Annotated in this window: 19 protein-coding genes and 1 pseudogene; 13 read left to right on the top strand and 7 right to left on the bottom strand. The window is 58.9% G+C overall.

Annotated elements, in window-relative coordinates:
• Positions 1 to 16: 16 nt before the first annotated feature.
• The 4 genes from AAAB35_RS22580 to AAAB35_RS22565 all read right to left on the bottom strand — a co-directional run bounded on the left by AAAB35_RS22580 (position 17) and on the right by AAAB35_RS22565 (position 3,576).
• On the bottom strand, positions 17 to 751 hold the full coding sequence (locus AAAB35_RS22580) for a DUF2259 domain-containing protein (RefSeq protein WP_340670513.1): 735 nt from the start codon (positions 749 to 751) through the stop codon (positions 17 to 19).
• Positions 748 to 1,413: a ribulose-phosphate 3-epimerase gene (gene rpe / locus AAAB35_RS22575; protein WP_340670512.1), complete on the bottom strand. Its 666-nt coding sequence runs from the start codon at positions 1,411 to 1,413 to the stop codon at positions 748 to 750. The genes AAAB35_RS22580 and rpe overlap by 4 nt, the downstream gene beginning before the upstream one ends.
• Before the next feature lie 70 nt (positions 1,414 to 1,483).
• A complete protein-coding gene (locus tag AAAB35_RS22570; RefSeq protein WP_340670511.1) occupies positions 1,484 to 2,497 on the bottom strand; it encodes a P1 family peptidase in 1,014 nt (337 codons plus the stop codon).
• Positions 2,494 to 3,576 carry a branched-chain amino acid ABC transporter substrate-binding protein gene (locus AAAB35_RS22565; RefSeq protein ID WP_340670510.1) on the bottom strand — a complete coding sequence of 361 codons (1,083 nt, stop codon included), beginning with the start codon at positions 3,574 to 3,576 and terminating at the stop codon, positions 2,494 to 2,496. The genes AAAB35_RS22570 and AAAB35_RS22565 overlap by 4 nt, the downstream gene beginning before the upstream one ends.
• Positions 3,577 to 3,801: 225 nt before the next feature.
• Between AAAB35_RS22565 and AAAB35_RS22560 the strand changes: the two genes are divergently transcribed.
• The 8 genes from AAAB35_RS22560 to AAAB35_RS22525 all read left to right on the top strand — a co-directional run bounded on the left by AAAB35_RS22560 (position 3,802) and on the right by AAAB35_RS22525 (position 10,610).
• Positions 3,802 to 4,257 (top strand): flavin reductase, encoded by a 456-nt coding sequence (locus AAAB35_RS22560; RefSeq protein WP_340670522.1) that lies wholly within the window; start codon positions 3,802 to 3,804, stop codon positions 4,255 to 4,257.
• A 7-nt stretch (positions 4,258 to 4,264) separates the two neighbouring features.
• Positions 4,265 to 5,212 carry a MoxR family ATPase gene (locus AAAB35_RS22555; RefSeq protein ID WP_340670509.1) on the top strand — a complete coding sequence of 316 codons (948 nt, stop codon included), beginning with the start codon at positions 4,265 to 4,267 and terminating at the stop codon, positions 5,210 to 5,212.
• Position 5,213: 1 nt separating this feature from the next.
• Positions 5,214 to 6,479 (top strand): VWA domain-containing protein, encoded by a 1,266-nt coding sequence (locus AAAB35_RS22550; RefSeq protein ID WP_340670508.1) that lies wholly within the window; start codon positions 5,214 to 5,216, stop codon positions 6,477 to 6,479.
• Between the two features lie 20 nt (positions 6,480 to 6,499).
• Positions 6,500 to 6,832 (top strand): XdhC family protein, encoded by a 333-nt coding sequence (locus AAAB35_RS22545; protein WP_340670507.1) that lies wholly within the window; start codon positions 6,500 to 6,502, stop codon positions 6,830 to 6,832.
• A 2-nt stretch (positions 6,833 to 6,834) separates the two neighbouring features.
• Positions 6,835 to 7,548: an XdhC family protein gene (locus tag AAAB35_RS22540; protein ID WP_340670506.1), complete on the top strand. Its 714-nt coding sequence runs from the start codon at positions 6,835 to 6,837 to the stop codon at positions 7,546 to 7,548.
• Positions 7,545 to 9,164 (top strand): molybdopterin-binding/glycosyltransferase family 2 protein, encoded by a 1,620-nt coding sequence (locus tag AAAB35_RS22535; RefSeq protein WP_340670505.1) that lies wholly within the window; start codon positions 7,545 to 7,547, stop codon positions 9,162 to 9,164. Before AAAB35_RS22540 ends, AAAB35_RS22535 begins: the two co-directional genes overlap by 4 nt.
• A 36-nt stretch (positions 9,165 to 9,200) precedes the next feature.
• Positions 9,201 to 10,100 carry an alpha/beta hydrolase gene (locus AAAB35_RS22530; RefSeq protein WP_340670521.1) on the top strand — a complete coding sequence of 300 codons (900 nt, stop codon included), beginning with the start codon at positions 9,201 to 9,203 and terminating at the stop codon, positions 10,098 to 10,100.
• A gap of 69 nt (positions 10,101 to 10,169) precedes the next feature.
• Entirely contained in the window at positions 10,170 to 10,610 is a 441-nt protein-coding gene (locus AAAB35_RS22525; protein WP_340670504.1) for a hypothetical protein, read from the top strand.
• 46 nt (positions 10,611 to 10,656) lie between these two features.
• On the opposite strand, the gene AAAB35_RS22520 is transcribed toward AAAB35_RS22525, so the two are convergent.
• Both AAAB35_RS22520 and AAAB35_RS22515 read right to left on the bottom strand, forming a co-directional pair.
• Entirely contained in the window at positions 10,657 to 11,565 is a 909-nt protein-coding gene (locus tag AAAB35_RS22520; RefSeq protein WP_340670503.1) for a diacylglycerol kinase family protein, read from the bottom strand.
• A gap of 95 nt (positions 11,566 to 11,660) precedes the next feature.
• On the bottom strand, positions 11,661 to 12,956 hold the full coding sequence (locus AAAB35_RS22515; RefSeq protein WP_340670501.1) for a glucoamylase family protein: 1,296 nt from the start codon (positions 12,954 to 12,956) through the stop codon (positions 11,661 to 11,663).
• A 139-nt stretch (positions 12,957 to 13,095) separates the two neighbouring features.
• Between AAAB35_RS22515 and AAAB35_RS22510 the strand changes: the two are divergent.
• The 4 genes and pseudogenes from AAAB35_RS22510 to AAAB35_RS22495 all read left to right on the top strand — a co-directional run bounded on the left by AAAB35_RS22510 (position 13,096) and on the right by AAAB35_RS22495 (position 18,687).
• A pseudogene (locus tag AAAB35_RS22510) lies at positions 13,096 to 13,748 on the top strand (fumarylacetoacetate hydrolase family protein).
• Between the two features lie 264 nt (positions 13,749 to 14,012).
• Positions 14,013 to 14,492 (top strand): hypothetical protein, encoded by a 480-nt coding sequence (locus AAAB35_RS22505; protein WP_340670500.1) that lies wholly within the window; start codon positions 14,013 to 14,015, stop codon positions 14,490 to 14,492.
• A gap of 185 nt (positions 14,493 to 14,677) precedes the next feature.
• A complete protein-coding gene (gene mprF, locus AAAB35_RS22500; protein WP_340670499.1) occupies positions 14,678 to 17,308 on the top strand; it encodes a bifunctional lysylphosphatidylglycerol flippase/synthetase MprF in 2,631 nt (876 codons plus the stop codon).
• Positions 17,305 to 18,687 carry an AcvB/VirJ family lysyl-phosphatidylglycerol hydrolase gene (locus tag AAAB35_RS22495; protein ID WP_340670498.1) on the top strand — a complete coding sequence of 461 codons (1,383 nt, stop codon included), beginning with the start codon at positions 17,305 to 17,307 and terminating at the stop codon, positions 18,685 to 18,687. Before mprF ends, AAAB35_RS22495 begins: the two co-directional genes overlap by 4 nt.
• Before the next feature lie 16 nt (positions 18,688 to 18,703).
• Here AAAB35_RS22495 and AAAB35_RS22490 read toward each other — a convergent pair whose 3' ends face one another.
• A complete protein-coding gene (locus tag AAAB35_RS22490; RefSeq protein ID WP_340670497.1) occupies positions 18,704 to 19,702 on the bottom strand; it encodes a bile acid:sodium symporter family protein in 999 nt (332 codons plus the stop codon).
• Between the two features lie 224 nt (positions 19,703 to 19,926).
• Between AAAB35_RS22490 and AAAB35_RS22485 the strand changes: the two genes are divergently transcribed.
• A complete protein-coding gene (locus AAAB35_RS22485) occupies positions 19,927 to 20,943 on the top strand; it encodes an iron ABC transporter substrate-binding protein (protein WP_340670496.1) in 1,017 nt (338 codons plus the stop codon).
• The last annotated feature ends 70 nt before the right edge of the window (positions 20,944 to 21,013 follow it).

The raw sequence follows: 21,013 nt of genomic DNA, 5'->3' as shown, positions 1-21,013 counted from the left end.
TTTCATCGTCGCTCGCCTATCGGCGGGTTGTGACTGCGAGCCAGCGGTGATCGGGACCCTCGAAGCCGAAGGCGCGTATGGCGACGAGGATGGCGACGACAGGTTTCGCGCCTTGGGGATAAAATGTCTGAACGGCGCCGATGCTGTAACCCAATGGGCAGCCGCGGCTCGTTGGCACACTTTCATCGGCGTGCAAAAGCTCCTGCTTGGCCTCTGGCTTGTCTTCGGTAAGCGTCAAGCGAAACCCTTTGATCTCAGCGATATTTTGGCACGTCTCGCTCGCCGGAGCGGCGACTTCCTCCAGCGTAAAGGTGAGTACTGGATCAAGTGCCGGAAAAATCGGCCTTGGATTGACTTTCACCTTGAACGGATCCGCCGAAAGCTCTGTCACCGGATTGGAGGCGACTGTATTTCCCAAGTTCGCCTGCAACTCGAGATCGGTCAGCGATGTCACGCCCTGCGCATCCCGCGCTGCCTTGTCGCGCGCCTCTTCGAGTGACGAATGCTCGTCGTCCAATCGGACTCGAACCGGTGTCTTCGGCAGGAACTTGTCCGTTGCGGTCTCGATGTAGAAGCGGTTGGCGTAGGGAAAGCCGGAGCCATCCTGAATGCCGTACTCCTCGAACGCGAAGATGCTGCCGTCCTTCGAGAAGCCGAGGATGTTGAGCTTCGCTGCGTCGCCCGCATGCGCAGTCGCCAGCGGACAGGCGGCGAGCAGCAAACCAAAGGCAAGGCGGCGATACGGGCTCACGCGCTTTTCACGCAGGCGCTACGGATCGAGTCGATATTGGCGCGGTACGATGCACCCTTGAATACCGAGGAACCTGCAACCAAGGCATTTGCGCCGGCCGCTGTGGCCAGCGCCGCGGTCTCGGCGGTAATACCCCCATCGACTTCGAGGTCGATAGGCCGGTCGCCGATCATCGCCTTGATTTTCCGTATCTTTTCCAGTGTCTCTTGGATGAACTTCTGGCCGCCGAAGCCGGGATTGACTGTCATCACCAGGATCAGATCGATATCGTTCAATACGTACTCGATGGCCGATTCCGGCGTGCCGGGGTTCAGCGCGACGCCTGCCTTCTTGCCAAGGGCGCGGATCGTCTGCAGTGAACGATGCAAATGAGGCCCGGCTTCGGCATGAACGGTCAGGATATCCGAGCCCGCCTTGGCGAAGGCTTCGAGATAGGGATCGCACGGCGCGATCATCAAATGCGTATCGAATACGGCATCGGTCAGCGGGCGGATTGCTTTTACCACCTCCGGACCGAATGTGATGTTCGGAACGAAATGTCCGTCCATCACGTCGATGTGGACCCAGTCTGCGCCCGCGTCGAGGACGGTCGTTACTTCTGCACCAAGCTTGGAAAAATCCGAAGCGAGAATGGATGGGGCAATGACGAGCGGACGGCTCATGTTCGGGTCTCCGGAAAAAAAGTTCTGCGCGCCGTTACCATGCGCGTCTGCAAGGCACAATCGAAACCGTTCAGGTCAGCGACGTCCACACCGGGAAGGGATCGTTCTCGGCCGGCGTTGCCGCGTGGACGCCGCGGGCGATCGCGCGCGCCATAGTCGAAGCGGCAGTGGCGCAAAGGTCGATGAATTCGCCAACTTCCGGCGCCCTGCCGCTCGCGCCCGTTGCGAGCGCGAAAACGAGATCGCCATCAAAGGGCGTATGTGATGGCCAGATGGCACGGGCAAAGCCGTCATGCGCGGCGATCGCCAGGCGCTTCGCCTGTCCCTTGGTCAGCACAAGGTCGGTCGCGATGACGCCGATGGTCGTGTTCGCATTGGCGGCAGCTTCGTTGAATTTTGTTCTGATCTCACTGGCATCGGCTGGAAGCGGATGCGGCAGGCCATGCCCGCCAAACTCGCCGCCGATCTCAAAGGGTGCAGCCCAGAAATGCCTGCTTCGTCCAACCGTTACCGATCCAAGCGCGTTGACCGCGACGAGGGCGCCAATAGTTGCGCCGGTTGCCAGAACAGATGAGGCCGAGCCGAGCCCGCCCTTCAACCCGGCAACTGTTGCGCCAGAGCCCGCGCCGATGGTTCCAAGCGTGAAGCTGCGTGATGCGGACTGGACAGCGGCATAGCCGAGTTCGCGATAAGGCGGGAAGCGCCCCCAATCCTTGTCGCCACCATTGAGCATGTCGAACAGAATGGCTGCCGGGACGATGGGAATACGGTGGCCTCCGACTTCGAAGCCAATCGCCTTTTCGCGCAATGCCGACTGAACACCCGACGCAGCATCAAGGCCGAATGCCGAGCCACCCGATAGCACCAGCGCATTGATCGTTTCGACCGTATTGTGCGGTTCGAGCAGGTCCGTCTCGCGCGTTCCGGGCGCGCCACCTAGAATCTGGACGGCAGCGGTTGCCGGGGCATCACAGAGGATCACGGTTGTGCCCGACTTGACCGTTTCATCGGTCGCATTGCCAACGCTGAGTCCCTCCACATCGGTGATGAGGTTGCGTGGTCCTGTCTTCACGACTGCCATCATTTCGCCTCCAGGACGAATTGGTTTCCGTCGAATTTCTGCACCCGGTAGGTATCGGCGATCCGCTCGCCCAAAGGATCGAACTGGATCAACCCTAGTGCGGTCTCGAAGGCGTTCCTATGCAGAAGCTCGCTAAGCGAACCCGCCTGCGATTGTGCGGCCGCAAGTGCCTGCAAGGCGATCTCGGTAGCGGCGTAGGCCGTTATGACGTAGCCCTCCGGAACCTTGCCGGCGAGTTCGACGGCATTTTTGGCGTTACGGGCGCTGTCGAGCTTCTCAGCTTCGCGCGGGGCGATCATCAACGTTCCAACCGCAAGGTCGCTGCCATTGCCGACCTCGCCGAGAGCCTCGCCGCTTACAATAACGAGTGGATAGGCGAGGGCGGTGGCGCTGCGCCCGATCGCGGCGACGTCGTCGCGTTCACCGCCAACGAAGATCTGCGTGGCTCCGGCACGCTTCAGCCGCCCGACAAGGGCATTCTGGTTATCGAGGCCGGGGCGGTACGTGTCGGCGAAGACCGGCTTCAGGCCCTTTTCCTCAAGACGTGCTCGCACGCCAGATGCGAGTTCGCGGCCGAAGATCGTGCCGTCATCGATGATGGCGAAGGGTGTGGAATGCCATAGCTCAGCGAGAATGTCGCCAGTTTCAGTTACCTCGTTCTGATCGGATGGCGCCAGCCTGAATACCGCAAAGGGCTGCTCGGCTCGCCTTTCGGTCAGCGTCCGCGAGCGCACGCCGGGAGTTATGACAGGAATTCCCTTCTGGTTGAGGATTGGCAGCGCCGCTTCCAGGGATTCAGCGCAAAGAAAGCCGACGACGATCATTACATTGGCTTGTACCATTTGCTTGGCCGCTGCCTCGCCGCCAGCCGCGTCACATTTGTCGTCAGCCGTGATAATCGATATGGCCTGGCCGTTTGCGGCGGTTTTCACCGCGACCGTGCTGCCATCGACCACTTGCATGCCGAGGCGCGCAAAAGGACCGGAAAGCGGCGCAATAACGCCAATCCTGTCTTCTGCATGTGCGACACTCGTGACCATAAGGCCAAGGCCGAATGTTGCGGCGCATAGCAAGCGATTCATCGGGAGAGGGCCGTTTCCTGTTGCGTGGTAACCAGTTACATGTTTTCGGTAACTGTTTCCTTCATTCCGCGCAATTGGGGTCTATATAATAAAGGGATCGAACAAAAATTTGCGGGCACTCTTTGGTTGCGGCGATTGTTGCGATACTGATGCTGCAGATACGGAATTGAAAGCTTGCTAATAGCCAAGGATCAGAAGATAGAGCCGCTCGCATTCCGCAATGCCATGAGCCATTTCGCGGAAGCCGTGCACATCATCACGACCGATGGTCCGGCGGGACGTCGCGGCGTAACTGTTTCGGCCGTTTGCTCCGTTTCCGACAATCCCGCAACCATGCTTGTCTGCCTCAATCGGCAGCATGATCTCAATCACCTTTTCATCGAGAACCAGGTGTTTGCGTTGAACACCCTGTCCCTTGGCCAGCAGGCGCTTTCCGAGGTTTTTTCCGGCAAGGGGGACCTGGCGCAGCGTGACAGGTTCGCGCTCGGCCGCTGGCAAACGTTGCAGACCGGTGCGCCGGTTCTCGTGGACGCCCTGGCTAGCTTCGACTGCCGCATCATTGCGACGCACGAGGTAGCAACCCACTATGTGATCTATGGCAAAGTGACGGCCCTCAATATGGGCGACCCAGCAAGGTCACTGATATATCTCAACCGCTCCTATCACGCTGCCGGGGACTAGCATCAGCATGGGCAAGCAAGCCGTTTCGTCCCTGCCGCAATCGATCGAGGCCACGCTGGCCCTGCTCGAATCCGGTGGGTACGTTGCTGACCGGGCGCTAGCGACCGTGCTGTTCCTGAGTTTGCGCATGAAGCGGCCGCTGTTTCTCGAGGGCGAGGCCGGGGTCGGCAAGACAGAGATTGCCAAGGTGCTTGCCACGACGCTCGCCAGACCCTTGATCCGGTTGCAGTGCTACGAAGGCCTGGACGTCTCCTCAGCCGTCTATGAGTGGAACTATGCGGCCCAGATGATCGAAATCCGCCTCGACGAGGCCAGTGGCATCGTCGACAAGCACTCGATCGAACGAAATGTGTTCTCCGAGAAGTTCCTGATCCGGCGGCCTGTCCTCCAGGCGCTTTCGGGTGAGGCCGGCAAGGCGCCAATATTCCTGATCGATGAACTGGACCGAACTGACGAAGCGTTCGAGGCTTTCCTACTCGAAGTCTTGTCGGACTACCAGGTGACAATCCCCGAGCTTGGCACAATTCGGGCAAGCGAACCGCCGCTGGTTATCATCACGACCAACCGTACGCGCGAAATTCATGACGCGCTCAAGCGGCGCTGCCTCTACCACTGGGTGGATTATCCGTCGGCCGCGCGCGAACTTGAAATCGTCCGTCGCAAGGTGCCATCGGCCAATGAGCGCCTTTCCGACGAGATTGTTCGCTACGTCCAGAAACTGCGGGAGATTGATCTATTCAAGCTGCCTGGTGTTGCAGAAACCATCGACTGGGCCGGCGCCCTTACCGAGATGGACAAGCTCGCTCTCGATCCTGAATCCGTGTCGGACACGATTGGCGTGCTCCTGAAATATCAGGACGACATTGCACGGATCGCTGGCGGCGAGGGGCGACGCATTCTCGATGAAGTAAAGGCGGAGATGCGCCAATCGGCCGCCAGCTTGAATGCCGTCTGACATGGCGGCGTTCGAACCATTACCGCATCAGGCGGGTTCGGGCAGTCACCTCGCGGATAACATCGTCTACTTCGCTCGCACCCTGCGCAAGGCCAGCTTACGCGTCGGTCCCGCATCCGTTCAGGACGCCATCCAGGCTGTTCTGATTGGTGGCATAGGGTCGCGCGATGATTTTTACTGGACGCTGCACAGCGTTCTCGTGACGCGACGCGAAGACCACGCGACGTTCGACGAAGCATTCCGCCTTTACTGGCGCTCGCGGGAATTGATCGAAAAGATGCTGGCGATGTTCTCGCCGGTTGCGATGGCGCAGGACCGTGAACGGGCAAGGGCAGCAGAAGGGCGGGTGGCGGAGGCATTGCTCAAGAGCAGCCGGCAGCCGGAGCCGGGCCAAAGGCCACCGGAAATCGATGTCGACGCCCGCTTCACGTTTTCCGGCAAGGAGGTCCTGCGTACAAAGGATTTTGCCCAGATGAGCGCCGCCGAACTCAGCGAGGCGCGCCGCGCCATGAGCGAACTCACTTTGCCGCTCGATGAGGTCAAAACCAGGCGGTTTCGCAGCGATCCGCATGGATTGCGCGTCGATCCTCGGGCAATGATGCGGGCAAGCCTGCGTATGGGAGGCGACCTGATTTTGCCAAAGTTCCGTTCGCGCAGGTTCGTGCACCCGCCGCTTGTCGTTCTTGCCGATATTTCCGGCTCGATGAGCCAATACACGCGTATTTTTCTGCACTTCATGCACGCGATCATGGCGAGGCGGCGCCGCGTCCATTGCTTCGTATTTGGAACGCGTCTCAGCAATATCACGCGGCCGCTGCGGTACAGGGACCCCGACGATGCCATCGCGCGCTGTACCGACGTAGTGAAGGACTGGTCGGGCGGCACGCGTATTGGTGAGACCCTGCACGAATTCAACCGGCAGTGGTCGCGTCGCGTCCTCACACAGGGCGCGGTAGTTCTGCTCATCAGCGATGGGCTCGAGCGCGAGGAGACGAGTGAACTCGAAATGGAGATGGAGCGGCTGTCGAAATCTTGCAGGCGTCTGATCTGGCTCAACCCCCTACTGCGGTTCGAAGGTTTTGAACCGCGTGCGCGCGGCGTCAGGGCGATGCTGCCCCATGTCGATGACTTCCGCGCCGTTCACAACCTTGAGGCGCTGGATGACCTGTGCAAGGCGCTCGGCGGGCCGCGCGACAGGAATGATGATCCGAAGCGGTGGTTGAAGCGGGAAGGCCCTTCCCATGCGCCGGGTACGCACCCATATTGAGCATGCTGGAGGGCATGACGATGCAAGGTTCCAAACAACAGGCACTTGATCCGCTGACGACGGCGCAGGAATGGATGTCGGATGGTCGGGACGTCGCGATCGCAACCGTAATCGAGACATGGGGCTCGGCTCCAAGACCCGTCGGCAGCCATCTGGTGATCGACCGGTCCGGTAATTTCGAGGGCTCGGTTTCGGGCGGCTGCGTTGAAGGCGCGGTGATTGCCGAGGCAATGGACGTAATTGAGAGCGGCACGTCCCGCATGTTGGAATTCGGCGTCGCCGACGAGACCGCCTGGCAGGTCGGGCTTTCGTGTGGTGGGCGCATAAGAGTTTATGTAGAGCGGCTTGGCTGATCGTGGACCCCTATTGCCTCAAGAAGCTGAATGAGGAGCGTCATGCGCGTCGCGCGGCCATCCTCCTGACCGACATGGTTGATGGAAGGGACCGGGTCATCCGGCAGGGCGATCCGGTCGCCGGTGTGCTCGGTGAAGCGGTTCGCACGGCGTTCCTGTCTGGAAAATCCGGAATTGCCGAGGTCGACGGACGTTCGTTCTTCCTGAATGTGCATCTGCCGCCGCCACGCCTCGTCGTCATCGGCGCGGTGCATATCAGCCAGGCTCTGGCTCCTATGGCAAGGATTGCCGGATACGATATGGAAATTGTCGACCCGCGCACCGCATTTGCGACGGAGGAGCGTTTTCCGGACGTGACGCTGCACGCGGAATGGCCGCAGGACGTCCTGGAAGCGCGGCCGCTCGACCCTTATACGGCTCTCGCAGCTGTCACCCATGATCCGAAAATCGACGATTCCGCGCTTGCGGCGGCTTTGACGTCCAATTGCTTCTACGTGGGCGCCCTTGGCAGCCGCAAGACCCATGCCAAGCGGATAGAGCGCCTTTTGGCGCTAGGCCTTGGGGAGGAACAAATCAGTCGGATAAGGGCCCCTATAGGTCTTGATATTGGCGCCTCCAGTCCTGCCGAGATTGCAGTTGCAGTACTTGCCGATGTCATCAAGACATTCCATGCGCGGGAGCTGCTACCCTCGCACGAACTGGACCGAACCGCATGATATTTGGTGAAACACGGCTTGAGGATGCGATTGGGACAATCCTCGCTCATTCGACGCATGCAGGTGCTCTCAAGCTGAAGAAGGGGCATGTGCTGTCGCCAGGCGATATCGTGCAGTTGCAGTCCGCCGGGCTGACCCATGTCATCGCCGCCCGGCTGGAGAGCGGTGATATCGAGGAGAATGCCGCTGCAGATCAAATCACCAAAGCGCTGGAGATGTTCAACGTTAGAGCAGGAGCAGCGTCAACGGGACGGGTCAATTGCTATGCGGAGAAGCCGGGGCTTTTTCGCGTCGATGCCGCTCTCGTCAACGCCATCAATGCCGTCGATCCGGCGGCAACGATCGCCACCTTGGAACCGTTCGAGCGTGTTGAACCGGGGCAGATGGTCGCCACGATCAAGATCATTCCTTTCGCGATCCCGGTGGAAATCGTGGGCCGGATCGCGTCACTTGCGAGGGGGCGCACGGCCCTTGGCGTTCACGAATTTGCCGGCGCACGTATCGGCCTTGCCCAGACCACACTGCCGTCGGTGAAGGCGAATGTCCTCGACAAGACGCGGCGTGTGATCGAAGCGCGCGTCGCGGGTAATCACGGGGAGGTGACGGCCGAGCGGCGTATGGCTCACTCGGAAAACGCGCTCGCCGAAGCCATACGCGAACTTCATGGATCGAATGATATCGTCATTGCTTTCGGCGCGTCGGCGGTTGTCGACGCAGGCGATGTTGTACCCGCGGCCATCAGGAAGGCCGGAGGTATCGTGCATCACCTCGGCATGCCGGTTGATCCGGGAAACCTGCTGGTGCTTGGCGAACTTGATGGCAAGCCGGTCATCGGCGCGCCGGGCTGCGCCCGCAGCCCCAAGGAAAATGGCTTCGATTGGGTGCTCGACCGGCTTATGGCGGGCGTACCCGTCAAACCGAAAGATGTGATCGGCATGGGAGTAGGAGGCCTACTGATGGAGATTCCGTCGCGACCGCAACCGCGCGATCCGCGGCCGTCCTCGTCACGCTCTGATGTTGCGATCGCCGTGCTGGCAGCCGGGCAATCGACGCGCATGAACGGCTCCAACAAACTGCTTGCCACATTCGGCGGAACGTCACTGATACGACGCTCCACCCTCACGGCAATCAGGGCTGGCGGCCATCAGGTCATTGTCGTCCTCGGTCATATGGCGCAGGAATGCAGTGCAGCCCTTGAAGGTCTGAACGTTGTCATTGCCATCAACCGGGACTACGCAAGTGGCCTCGCTTCCTCGCTGCAAACCGCGATAAAGCATGTCCCCGCATCGGCGGATGGCGTGATGATGCTGCTTGCCGATATGCCGGCGCTCTCGAGCGCTCACATTGATACGATGATCACACGCTTCAGGGAGGCCGGCGCCCAATCCATTGTACGGGCGACCTTTAATGGAAAGCGAGGCAATCCGGTGCTGCTGCCCCGCCAGTTGTTTGACGAAGTGTTCACGCTCGCCGGCGATGTCGGCGCCCGCCATTTAATCGAGCGAGGGGATTTTCCATTGATCGATGTTGAACTCGGCGAAGCGGCGGCTATTGATGTCGATACGCCCGATATGCTCAATCGCGCCGGCGGCACGCTCGCCGTACCGAACGTATAGGATCAACCCTTGCTGAGACCTCTATTATTTGCTGCGCTGGCTTTTCTGTGCCTGATACCGCCCGCTTCAGCGCTACAGTTGGACCCCTACAAGGATGATCTTTTTGGCTATCCGGAAATTTTGAGGACTGCAGACGGCGGCGACTATGTGGTGGTCGGCTACAACGAGATGCGCGACATCAATGGCCGCGACGCGGTGCCGGAACGGCGGGTTAAACAGAACTATGTTTCCCTGCAGCCGAAGCGATCGCAAAAAGACCTCGTGGTCACGACGGAGGTCGGTCCGGTCAAAGTCATGGCTGCCGGTAATCTGGAGCACCCCGCCATCATCACGATTTACCTGCACGGTCAGGGGGGCAATCGCCAGCAGGGCATGAATGATTTTACCTTCGGTGGCAATTTCAATCGCCTCAAAAACCTCATGGACCGCAACGGCGGGCTATATCTTACGCCCGACTTCACCGATTTCGGCGACAAGGGTGAGGCTCAGATTGCCGGCCTGATCTCTCATTTCAAGGCACAAGCGCCGCGGGCGAAGGTGTTCGTCGCGTGCGGTTCCATGGGAGGAATGTTGTGCTGGCGCCTGGCAAAGGATTCGAAGACAGCTGAGGATATCTCAGGATTGATCATTCTCGGATCGTTATGGGACGATCACTTCGTCGGATCCCCAGCGTTCAAGCGGCGCATACCGGTCTTTTTCGGTCACGGCAGCCGCGACCCGGTGTTTGCCATCGATAAACAGGAAGCCTTTTACCAGCAAATCCGCGGTTCGGCCAAAGGCTATCCCGTGCGCTTTGCACGCTTCGAGAGCGGCAACCATGGGACGCCCATCCGCATGACGGACTGGAGAAGTGCCTTGAACTGGATGTTGTCAGTCACGCCGCGAGCTGTTTTGGGTTGTGGCAATAAAGTCCCATTGTGGCAGTTGTGCCACTAGACAAATGACGAAAAGCGAATAGTTTCCGGCCTATATCCAACACTGCGATGAGACTTTGCGGAGAGACCCATGCGCCTGCCTGAAATCCTGAGCCGAATTGCCCCCTTGGCAGTTCTAATTCCCCTGGCAGCATGCTCCACCACCGGTCAGCCCCCGCTGGTTCCGATGATCCCGACTTTCGCGCCGGTTCGCCCCCCTGTGGATTCCGCTCTCGCCGAGCCCTGCATTTCTGCAGCTGCCACCAAATATTTCCTCTCCGAAAGCAATATCAAGGCAGTTGAAGCTGAACCGATCGGCGGTGGTGTGAACCAGGTTCGCCTGAAGGCCGATCTGCGAGATGCGATGTGCACAGTGACCGATAAGGGCAAGGTGCGCTCGGTCGTCGATACAATGCCCAAGAGTGCCGACCAGGCTGCCGCCGACGAAGCGGCCGCACGCAAGGCCACCGACCCATCGGCAACGCCCGCCGAGCCGGAGCCTGCGAAAAAGACAAAGAAAACCAGCGGCTAAGCATGGTTTCTTGAACGTTCGAACAGCGCGGCATGCCGCGCTGTTTTCATTTCTCAGGGCGTTGTGGCGCAAGCACTTTGAGTTCGCCGGCGTGGACGGCAATCCTGACATCACGCGGCAGGGCGATCAGTTCGCCGTCGATCGTAGCCTTTGCACCGCGCCGCAAATGCGGAAAGTGCAACTCCACCTGTTTCGCAAGCACTTCGTCCACGTCCGGATTGCTGCGCCAGGATCCGGTCAGGACCGTGAAAGCAAGCTTCAGAAGGGCCCATGGCGTAAGCCGACCGGCAATATAGACGCCGAGCTCGCCGCGGTTCACGACTTCCGGTACCGGCAAGACACCATGGCCATACGCGTTGTTGGCAACAGAGATGGCCGAAACAGTACGCTCGATGGTCGTTCCGTTGACCACCATGCGAACGAGGAATTTCGGCGGACGCCCCATGGCCTTGGCAAAGGCACGCATGCTGGCAAGCCGTTTTCCCCAACGGGAGCGATATTCCAGCGTATTGCGTACCTGGATCATCTGCGGCTGAAAGCCGATGGAAAACTGGTGGACGAAGCTTTCTTCATTGGCCGTGGAAATATCGACGGCCTCGATTGTGCCGTTGGCGAGGCTTTCAAGGGCAGCGTTGAGGTCCAGGGGAATTTTGAGCGCCCGCGCGAAAAGGTTCATTGTTCCAGCGGGAAGCACGGCGAGCGGAATCTGCGATTTCCACGCAAAGTCGGCCGCTGCCGAAATGGTCCCGTCGCCGCCGCCGGCCATCAGGACGTGATCGCCCGGCTCGGCGCAGACGCGTTCGAGCGTTTTCATGAGCTTCTTGCCCGCGATAATCTCGCTTTCAAACGTATGCCCGTGGGCTTCGAACGTTGATTTTGCCGCTGCTGCGAACGCGTCCATGTCCATCGTCCGAAACGTGCCGCCATCGCGGTTGAAAACGGCGTGGACTTTCATGTCTGATCCTTGTTCAGCGGAGAAACGCAGCGAAGTGAGCGGAAGATGATCAATTGCCCCGTTAAAAACAATCCCTCAGCGGCCTTTTGGTTCCTCTACTTTGGTAGGACCTTCGGGCTTGCAAAGCCGAGCTTGCGCAGCCCGTCCGTGATTTCTGGTGCGCTCATGAAGAGCTCCCAGAGAAGGCCGCTGCGATGGTTCTCGATCATCGCGACAATGGGACCCTGGTTGATCGCTAGGTAGGTTCGGGCATACCAATTGCGAGCCGGCGCGAAGGCGTCCACAAAGCCGAAACGTCCGGCAATCCTGCCCCGCGGCAATGACATGAAATGGCGCAGGGCACGCATCGACTCGTCCGGCGTGTAAGGCAGGCTGCTCAGCGCGGCGGCCGGCGCGATCAGCCCCGTATCGGACGCCGGCGAACTGACGGCGTAGCCTTTCGGAGCATGGCTCGAGGTCAGCCCCCAACAGTCGCCTGAGCGCGTCTTCTGCATGCTGTGCAGGTAGTTGATGCGCGAATGATTGCAGTTTTGTTGCCAATAATCGGCGTAGCGATCCTTGAGCCCGCGCGGGTCGAGCCCGCAGAACGAGTAATGGGCAAAGAACAGCGGACCGCCATGGTCCGGGCCGAGAGGCAACGTTATCCCGTTATAGTCCCGCCCGTTGACGAAAGCGCCATTGGCGGCAAAGCCTTCGTGGTAGATGTGGGGTTCGATGCCGAAATCAGGGGAGGCGGCGGCGAGAACATAGGTGATTAGCGCTTCGTTCCAGCCGCGGATCGGCAGGTTGCGCGCCCAGCCATGTTTCGGGCTGTGATGCCAGTAGAGCACATTTGTTCCGGGCTTGACGTGCCCGCTCCAATCGACCGTGCGCCAGAGTCGGTCAATCCGCGCGCTGATGCCGGCATCGGCAGAGCGAACCGATGCCAAATATTGCCGAACGCATATGAGCCCCTGAAACAGCAGAGACGTTTCAACGAGATCACCGCCATCGTCCAGACGGGAGAAAGGGACCGTGGAGCCGTCCCGTCCGTTGATAAAATGCGGATAAACACCCTGGTATCGTGTCGCGCATTCGAGGGTCGACAACATTGCGCCAATGCGGGCGATCGCATCGTTGCGTGTGATCCAGCCGCGTTCCATGGCGACGATGATCGCCATGAATGCGAAACCGGAGCCGCCGACTGAAACGAGGTCATTTTTGGGATCGGCTGTCCGGCCAGACCTGTCGCGGGCAAGGCCGCTGTACGGATGGGCACCTTCCCAGAAATAGCGGAAGGTTGCACGCTGCACCCAATCGAGGAGGGTTTCGTCACTGTCGTCGGCATGAAACCCGCTGGGCTGGTCAAGTCGAAGGTCCATCAGGTGCAGCGAGATCCTTGCCAAGGGCATTATGCCGCTGCATATGCCGGGTTGCATCGGGCGGACGTCTCGAATCTATATTACGCTTGGTACCGCGTGAGAAGATGTACCAGCGAAAACCAGGAAGCAGCAGGACCGTTTTGTTTTTGACCCGCTTCCGCAATCTGCATTGCCAGTGGCCGGGGTGGACAAGCTGTTCCCGGTCCATCGCATCTATTGTGTGGGGCGCAATTATGCCGACCACGCCATCGAAATGGGACACGATCCCAACCGCGAGCCGCCATTCTTTTTCCAGAAGAACCCCGATAGCCTGCTGACGGAAGGGCATGATTTTCCTTACCCGAGCGCAACGAAGGATGTCCATTTCGAAATGGAGCTGGTCGTGGCGCTGGCAAAGGGCGGTTCTGACATCAGCACCGATTATGCACTCGACCATGTGTACGGTTATGCTGTCGGCCTCGATATGACTAGGCGCGACTTGCAGGGGGAGGCGAAGAAGCTCGGTCGCCCATGGGAAGTTGGCAAGGCATTCGAAGCGTCAGCACCCTGCTCCGCGATTGTGCCAGCGGCCGCGATTGGCCATCCGGCGAGCGGAGCCATATGGCTCAAGATCAACGGAACCGAACGCCAGCGTGGAGGATCTCAGTCAAATGATCTGGAAGGGTTCCGGAGACGATTTCCTACCTATCCACGCTGTTCACGCTACAACCCGGAGACCTCATCTTCACTGGCACGCCAGCGGGCGTTGGCGCGGTCCAGCGCGGCGATGAAATGCATGGTGGTGTCGACGGAATCGGCGAAATTCAGCTACGCGTGGTTTGAGGCGGATTGCAATCCGATACAATTTTGCCGACGAAGCCAACTTGTTTTCGGCTGAAACGGATTAACCTGGCAAAATAAAACTTTTGATGCGGACGTTCGCGTTTTGGCAGGATTTCCACGCGATCGCCGCGCCTTAGGCAATTCTGCGTCGGCTAAGCGAAATCACCTCGCATATCTGTGAAGAATTGCAGTGTTGTGTTTGAAAATAAATGGAGTATTTGAGATTCAATCATTCCCGTTTCGTATCTCAGAGCGCTCATTTCGATGGAACACCGTATTCTCTTTGGCTCCTATCCCATCCCGCGTTTTGGCGGGATTGCCAGCCACAATTTTGTGGTCTGGACGGACAAGAGCGGGCGTCCGCTGTTTGAAATCAACGGCGGGGCCGCAAACGCGGATGGGAGTTTCAACTATTGCGCGATCGGCGGGCCGCTGACTGCCGTCGTTACCGACTATGCCAAGCGCGATCTCGTCTACTTTCCCGAATTTTACGTACGCCCGACTTCGCGCACCACGCTGCTGATCGAGGGCAACCACGCGACGATCGCCGCGCGCTGGCGCGCCGCCATGGGCGTTGCCGAACGGATACGCCAATCGGAACTGCGCTACTCTTTCCTTACCCAGAACAGTAATTCAGTCGCAACGGCCGTAACGAAGGGGATGGGCCTTATGCCACCGCGCCAGGCCATTGGCCGTGTGCGGGCGCCGGGGAGTCATCGGCAATTGTCGCTTGACCCGGCGTGAGCCGAGATTGATCTCCCAATAAGACTGTAATAACAGATCGGATATAGTTCGCCGGGCCCCGCCGGGCGAAAGATCAGCTTGTCGTTACACTCGGCTCAATCCCGCCATTATTTCAAGGCTAATGCGCCATCCTTGAAACGGTGAAATTCGCTTCCCTCAGATCCATTCTGATTTCGGAATAATCCATGACGACGGCTGTCGCAGACCACGAAAAACAAATACAGAGGCTAGAGGCCCGCGCGCAATCCCGCCTCCCGTGGTGGGGCAAGAAGGCGAAATCGGCATTCTTCGCTGCTATCGGCATTGCCGTTGCCGCGGTGAGCCTGCTCGTTCTCGCTCACCTTTCAAGCGAAATTTCGCTGCATGACGTGAAGCGATCTCTGCACGCCATTCCAAACAGCACCCTGCTGATTGCGTTGCTCTTTACGATCATCAGCTTTGCGGCCGTCGCGCTATATGATGTGGTTGCGGTGGAAACGATCGCGCCCAAACGCGTACCCTATCACATTTCCGCCATGGCGGGCGGTGCCGGCTACGCCATCTCCAATGCATTGGGCTTCTCGCTTTTGACGGGCGGTGCGCTTCGTTACCGGGTCTACGCCGCTGAAGGCATCGATATTGCTGATATTGGCCGCATTATCGGCACCTCATGGCTGGCAATCTGGTTCGCCTTTACGATCCTTATTGCGGTTGCCCTCGTTATCGATCCTACACGCATTCCCTGGGTAGTTTCCTTCGGCCCCTTGTTTGACCAGGTGATTGGCGCGGCCATTCTCGCTGCCGTCGCGGTGCTTCTCTATTGGTTGTCGCGCCGCGCGCGCACGCTGAAGATCGGCCGCATGTCGGTACGCCTGCCGTCCTCGCAGGGCGCGCTCCTGCAGATCCTGGCCGGACTTGTCGATGTCGCGGCAGCCGCAGCAACGCTCTATGTCCTGTTGCCAGCAGGATCGGTCGGCAGCATTCCCGCATTTGCACTGGTCTACGTCGTCGCGGTCGCCCTCGGCATCGTCAGCCATGCGCCCGGCGGAATCGGCGCCTTTGAAGCAACGATCGTCGCGGGCCTTGGCCTCGGGCAGAACCCGGATGCGATCGCCGCACTTGTTGCCTATCGGGTCATCTATACCCTCATCCCGTTCCTTGTCGCCATCGCCGGCTTCGTCGTCTCCGAGATATTGCGCAAACGGCATCTCCTTGCCGCACCGACGATGCTGGCCGCGCGCATGTTCGAGCCGCTCATTCCGCCGCTTTCCGCAGGCATCGCCTTTCTCGGCGGCATTGTTCTTCTGATTTCGGCGGTCGTTCCAGGAATGCATTATCGCCTTGAGATGCTTGCCGAAATCCTGCCGATGCCGTTTCTCGAAATGTCGCATCTCGGCGCAAGTTTCGTCGGCCTCGCGCTCCTTATCGTTGCGCGAGGACTAGCCCGGCGGCTCTGGCGCGCATGGTTCCTCGCACTTGTTCTTTTCAGCCTCGGCGCGATCTTTGCCTTGGCGAAGAGTCTTGCCTGGGAAGAGGCCCTGATACTGACGTTGATGGCGGGAACGCTGCTCTTGTTCCGCGATTCCTTCTATCGCAAACCGCTCAATGAAAGATTCACGCTGACCTGGGGCTGGCTCGCCAGCATCGGTACGACGGCCTTTGCCGTGATCTGGCTCGGATTTTTCGCCTATCACCACGTCGAATATGCCAATGAACTCTGGTGGGAGTTTGCGTGGGACGCCCAGGCTTCGCGCTTCTTGCGGGCAAGCGTATTGCTGCTAACCTTCCTTGCCGCCGTAACGATCAATACTGTCATCAATGGCGTCGGCCGCAGCAAGCTGAAGGCCCAGCCTATTCCCGAGCAAGTGCCCGATCTCGTGGCCGCGTCGCCGCGAGCCTCGGATGCACTCGCCCTTCTCGGTGACAAACGTTTCCTGATGGATCCGCAGGGACGGGGCTTCGTCATGTATGCTCGTTCCGGCGGCAGCCTCGTATCCATGGGCGAGCCTGTCGGCAGCGATGGTGTGGTGATGTCGGACCTCGCCTGGGCGTTCCGCGGCCTCGCGGATAGAACCGGGTCGCGCACGGTGTTCTATGGTGTGGGGCCGGAAAGGCTGCCGTTGTTCCTCGACATGGGCCTTACGGCCTTGAAGCTTGGCGAAGTCGCGCGCGTCGATCTCAGCGATTTCTCGCTCGAGGGCTCGAAGCGTCAACCGCTGCGCTACGCCGCGCGTCGTCTCGAGAAGGAGGGGGTGACCTTCGAGGTCATTTCGAAGGAAGCAACGCAGGACATCATGGATGAACTCCGCGAGGTTTCGGACGCCTGGCTCGAGATGAAATCGGGTTCCGAGAAGCGGTTTTCTCTCGGATCATTCGAAAATGCCTATCTCGCCAATTTCGATATCGCGGTCCTGCGCAAGGAGGGCAAGATCGTTGCCTTTGCAAATATGTGGCGTGGTGCGGATAAGCAGGAAATCGCCGTCGACCTGATGCGCCACGTCCCGGATGCCTCAAGCGTCGTCATGGACGGACTGTTCGCGAATCTCTTGATGGCGGCAAAGACGGAAGGTTATCATTGGTTCAACCTCGGCGCGGCGCCGCTGTCGGGGCTCTCCGACAGCCATCTGGCATCGCGGTGGAACCGGATCGGCTCCTTCATTTATCGACGCGGCGCAGAATTTTATCGATTTGACGGCCTTCGTGCTTTCAAGGATAAGTTTGGCCCGAAATGGACACCCTACTACCTGATTTGCCCACCGGGCCTCGCAACGCCCCGTTCGCTTATTGATGCAACGAATCTGGTGAGCGGCAGCCCCTTTGAGGTCTTCAAACGATGAAATTCCTGCGCAGGCCCTACCTGCTCGTCATTTTGGCGCTCCTGATCGTGAGCGTTGTGCTTTCCGCTGCCCTTCACTATGCGCCTCAGTTTGGTTTCGGTGCCGGGAGCAAGCGCATCCTCGTTTCATCCGAACGGCTCAGCCACGTGCCGTTGCTGCAGCCGAGTGGCAAGCCATCGGGCCTCGCCATCGTCGTTTCGCAAAAGGGTGGCCTTGCCGCGGACGACGAAGCGTTGAGCAAGCTTTTGCTCGACAGGAACTTTCTGGTCTTGACCGTCGATCTTGAAAAATGGCGCAAGGAACTCGACCAGGACACTGGCGACTGCACCTATTTCGTGTCCGATCTTGAAGGCGTCGCCAAGGAGGCGCAGCGCATGATCTCGGTCGACACCTACATGCACCCCGTCGTGATCGGCATAGGCGAGGGCGGGGTAATGGCCTATGCTTCCGTTGCAGATGCGCCGGCGGCAACCTTGGCTGGTGCGGTCGTCATTGATCCATCAATCGGTCTCAAGACCAAGCTCCCGTCGTGCGAGGGCGCGGACTATGACGCGGTGGCGGGTGAGGGCTTCAGTTACTCCTATGATGCCGATCTGCCGAATCCCGGAACGATCGTACGCGAAAAGGCGGATGCGGAAGCCAAGGGCCCGCCCAGCGCTGGATATTTCCTTGCCCAGGAGAAGCTTGGTGCAACCAAGCCGGATCGACTTCAGATTGCTGCCGATGCAGCGGTTGAGATCGCAAGAGAAGACGCCTCCGCCGCATCGCTACCCATCGTCGATGTGCCGGCCGCGACCGGCGATCCCAAATATCTTGCCGTGTTCTTTTCCGGCGATGGCGGTTGGCGCGATATCGACAAATCGGTCGGCGACATCATCGCCAAGGAAGGCGTCCATGTCGTTGGTGTTGACTCGCTTCGCTATTTCTGGACGCTGCGCAACCCCGAGGATATCGCCAAGGACATCAGCCGGATCGTTGCGAAAGCGGATCCATCCGGAAAGTTGCCGGTCGTTCTTCTCGGCTATTCGTTTGGCGCCAACACAATCCCATTCTCGTGGCCATACATACCGCAGCAATTGCAGGAACGAATCAGAATGGTCGGCTTGATCGGTACGGAAGAGACGACGCCATTTCAGGTTTCCGTCGGCGCGTGGCTTGGACTTGGGGGCGACAATGAGGTTGCGCCGGCTGTCGCCAAGCTGCCGCTCGAAAAGGTGCTGTGTGTCTATGGTTCCGAAGAGGACGATACGGCCTGCAAAAACCCATCACTTGCTGCCGCTGAGAAAATCGAACTGCAGGGCGACCATCACTACGATGAGAAATATGACATGCTGGCCGCAAAGCTCATGCAGGCAATAGCCTCCCGTCAGCCGAAATAACGCTGCACTTCCGTGCTTACGCCTGAGCCGCAGGATGGGCTTCTTGGTGGCGAGGTTGCTTTGCGGTGTCAGCATATTTCTGGGCAATGACGGCGCATACCATTAATTGAATCTGGTGAAAGAGCATCAATGGTAGCACGATGCTGCCAATGCTCTGACCGGCAAAGATCACCGTCGCGATCGGCAGGCCGCTCGCAAGGCTCTTTTTTGAGCCGCAGAACGTGATCGCAATCTCGTCCTCGCGTGAAAAACCCGCCCAGCGGCTGCCGAACATTGTAGTGGCAAGCACTATGGCAAGGATTGCAATGTCGAGGAGGATCACAACCGCAAGGTCGCGAATGGTGATGGTACGCCAAAGGCCTTCGGTGACCGACTCGCTGAAGGCAAGGTAGACGACCATCAGGATCGAACCGCGATCGAAAGGCATCAGAAGTTTGCGTTTACCGCGAATGAAACTGCCAATGAACGGCTGGAGAATTTGCCCAAGAACGAAGGGGGCGAGAAGTTGCAGAAGTATGGACTGCAACGCATCAAGGGAAAATCCAACGTTTCCGCCCGCCGAAAGCAGCAGTCCGATGAGAAACGGCGTGAGGAACATGCCGAAAATGTTCGAGGCAGAAGCTGAACAGATCGCGGCAGGCACGTTGCCGCCGGCGATCGAGGTGAATGCGATCGATGATTGCACCGTCGAGGGCAAAACGCAGAGGAAAAGGATTCCGGTATAAAGGGCTGGCGGCAGAATGTTCGGTACCAGAAACCCCGTGGATAGACCGAGGAGCGGAAACAGCAAGAAGGTCGCCGCGAGAATCGTCAGGTGCAATTTCCAGTGCAGGAAACCCGCAACGACGACATCACGCGACAGACGGGCGCCATGCAGGAAGAACAGGATGCCAATAGCGACCTTGGTCGCCATGCCGAAATAGTCCGCCGCGACCCCGCTTACCGGAAAGAGCGAGGCCAGGATCACGGCCCCGACCAACATCAGGGTGAAATTATCAGGCAAAAAGCGGCGCATTACGACTTCCAGATGTAAATACAATGGTTTCGTCTATCACAGGCTGCGCCGTCCTGAAACGGAGCAGGACAATCACATTTGCAGGTGGTGAAAGATACAGAAAATATGAGCCAACCGCTCACATAAATGTCACTGGTTTAACTTGACAAGCTTTATCATAATTGCCTAACCAACGGATGAAGCATCAGCTCGGTCCTGACGCTATTTGATAGGGGGTAGTTTCCATGAAGATATCATTTCCGCAATTTGCTGGCGCGCTCGTCGTGGCGTCAGGCGTTGCAAGTGCGACCATGATGGCAACGGCAGGAGCTGCTGATGGCATCACTGTTTACAACGCCCAACATGAGAGCCTGACGCAGGCATGGGCGGACGGATTTACCAAGGAAACCGGCATCAAGGTCACGATCCGTAACGGCAAGGACATGGAGTTCGCCAATCAGATCGTCCAGGAAGGTGCAGCTTCCCCAGCGGACGTTTTCCTGACCGAGAACTCGCCAGCCATGGCGCTGGTCGACAACGCAAGTCTATTTGCGCCGTTAAATGCGGATATCCTCGCCCAGGTGCCCGAAAACTATCGGCCGGCCAATGGGCAATGGATCGGCATCGCTGCCCGTTCAACCGTTTTTGCCTACGACAAGAACAAGCTGAGCGAGGACAAGCTGCCGAAATCGCTGGTCGATCTCGAGGATGAGAGCTGGAAGGGCCGCTGGGGTGCAGCGCCTGCGGGCGCCGACTTCCAGGCCATCGTCAGCGCCTTGCTCGAACTCAAGGGCGAAAAAGTAACAGCCGATTGGCTCAAGGCCATGAAGGAAAACGCCAAGCCGTTCAAGGGCAACAGCATTGCCATGAAGGGTGTCAACACCGGTGAAGTCGACGGTGCCGTGATCTATCACTACTACTATTACGGCGATCAGGCGAAGACCGGCGAAAACAGCAAGAACGTTGCTCTGCACTACTTCAAGAACGAAGATCCAGGTGCATTCGTCAGCATTTCCGGTGGTGGCGTGCTTGCCTCGAGCAAGAAGAAGGATCAGGCGCAAGCCTTTCTGAAATGGGTAACCGGCAAGGGCGGCCAGGCAGTGCTTCGCGATGGCAATTCCTTCGAGTATGCCGTCGGTGAGGGGGAGGCGTCGAATCCCGCTCTGGTACCGCTGGCCGACCTGAAGGCACCCAAGGTTGAACCTTCGAAGCTCAACAGCAAGAAGGTGACGGATTTGATGACTGCGGCTGGCTTGCTCTAGGCGGCCGTCGCGTTCATAAGGCACGTCGCAGCACTCCGGCATCAATGTCGGGGTGCTGCTAGTTCCGTGC

The organism is Phyllobacterium sp. (genome assembly GCF_037994425.1).
In the GTDB taxonomy this organism is placed as follows: domain Bacteria; phylum Pseudomonadota; class Alphaproteobacteria; order Rhizobiales; family Rhizobiaceae; genus Phyllobacterium.
The sequence above is the reverse complement of the archived record's forward strand: the minus strand, read 5'-3'. Positions and strand labels throughout refer to the sequence as shown.

Bases quoted from the DNA above. Each gene is read 5' to 3' on its own strand.
- rpe (WP_340670512.1), bottom strand. From the start codon at position 1,413: ATGAGCCGTCCGCTCGTCATTGCCCCATCCATTCTCGCTTCGGATTTT.
- AAAB35_RS22570 (WP_340670511.1), bottom strand. From the start codon at position 2,497: ATGATGGCAGTCGTGAAGACAGGACCACGCAACCTCATCACCGATGTG.
- AAAB35_RS22565 (WP_340670510.1), bottom strand. From the start codon at position 3,576: ATGAATCGCTTGCTATGCGCCGCAACATTCGGCCTTGGCCTTATGGTC.
- AAAB35_RS22560 (WP_340670522.1), top strand. From the start codon at position 3,802: ATGAGCCATTTCGCGGAAGCCGTGCACATCATCACGACCGATGGTCCG.
- AAAB35_RS22555 (WP_340670509.1), top strand. From the start codon at position 4,265: ATGGGCAAGCAAGCCGTTTCGTCCCTGCCGCAATCGATCGAGGCCACG.
- AAAB35_RS22550 (WP_340670508.1), top strand. From the start codon at position 5,214: ATGGCGGCGTTCGAACCATTACCGCATCAGGCGGGTTCGGGCAGTCAC.
- AAAB35_RS22545 (WP_340670507.1), top strand. From the start codon at position 6,500: ATGCAAGGTTCCAAACAACAGGCACTTGATCCGCTGACGACGGCGCAG.
- AAAB35_RS22535 (WP_340670505.1), top strand. From the start codon at position 7,545: ATGATATTTGGTGAAACACGGCTTGAGGATGCGATTGGGACAATCCTC.
- AAAB35_RS22525 (WP_340670504.1), top strand. From the start codon at position 10,170: ATGCGCCTGCCTGAAATCCTGAGCCGAATTGCCCCCTTGGCAGTTCTA.
- AAAB35_RS22520 (WP_340670503.1), bottom strand. From the start codon at position 11,565: ATGAAAGTCCACGCCGTTTTCAACCGCGATGGCGGCACGTTTCGGACG.
- AAAB35_RS22515 (WP_340670501.1), bottom strand. From the start codon at position 12,956: ATGCCCTTGGCAAGGATCTCGCTGCACCTGATGGACCTTCGACTTGAC.
- AAAB35_RS22505 (WP_340670500.1), top strand. From the start codon at position 14,013: ATGGAACACCGTATTCTCTTTGGCTCCTATCCCATCCCGCGTTTTGGC.
- mprF (WP_340670499.1), top strand. From the start codon at position 14,678: ATGACGACGGCTGTCGCAGACCACGAAAAACAAATACAGAGGCTAGAG.
- AAAB35_RS22495 (WP_340670498.1), top strand. From the start codon at position 17,305: ATGAAATTCCTGCGCAGGCCCTACCTGCTCGTCATTTTGGCGCTCCTG.
- AAAB35_RS22490 (WP_340670497.1), bottom strand. From the start codon at position 19,702: ATGCGCCGCTTTTTGCCTGATAATTTCACCCTGATGTTGGTCGGGGCC.
- AAAB35_RS22485 (WP_340670496.1), top strand. From the start codon at position 19,927: ATGAAGATATCATTTCCGCAATTTGCTGGCGCGCTCGTCGTGGCGTCA.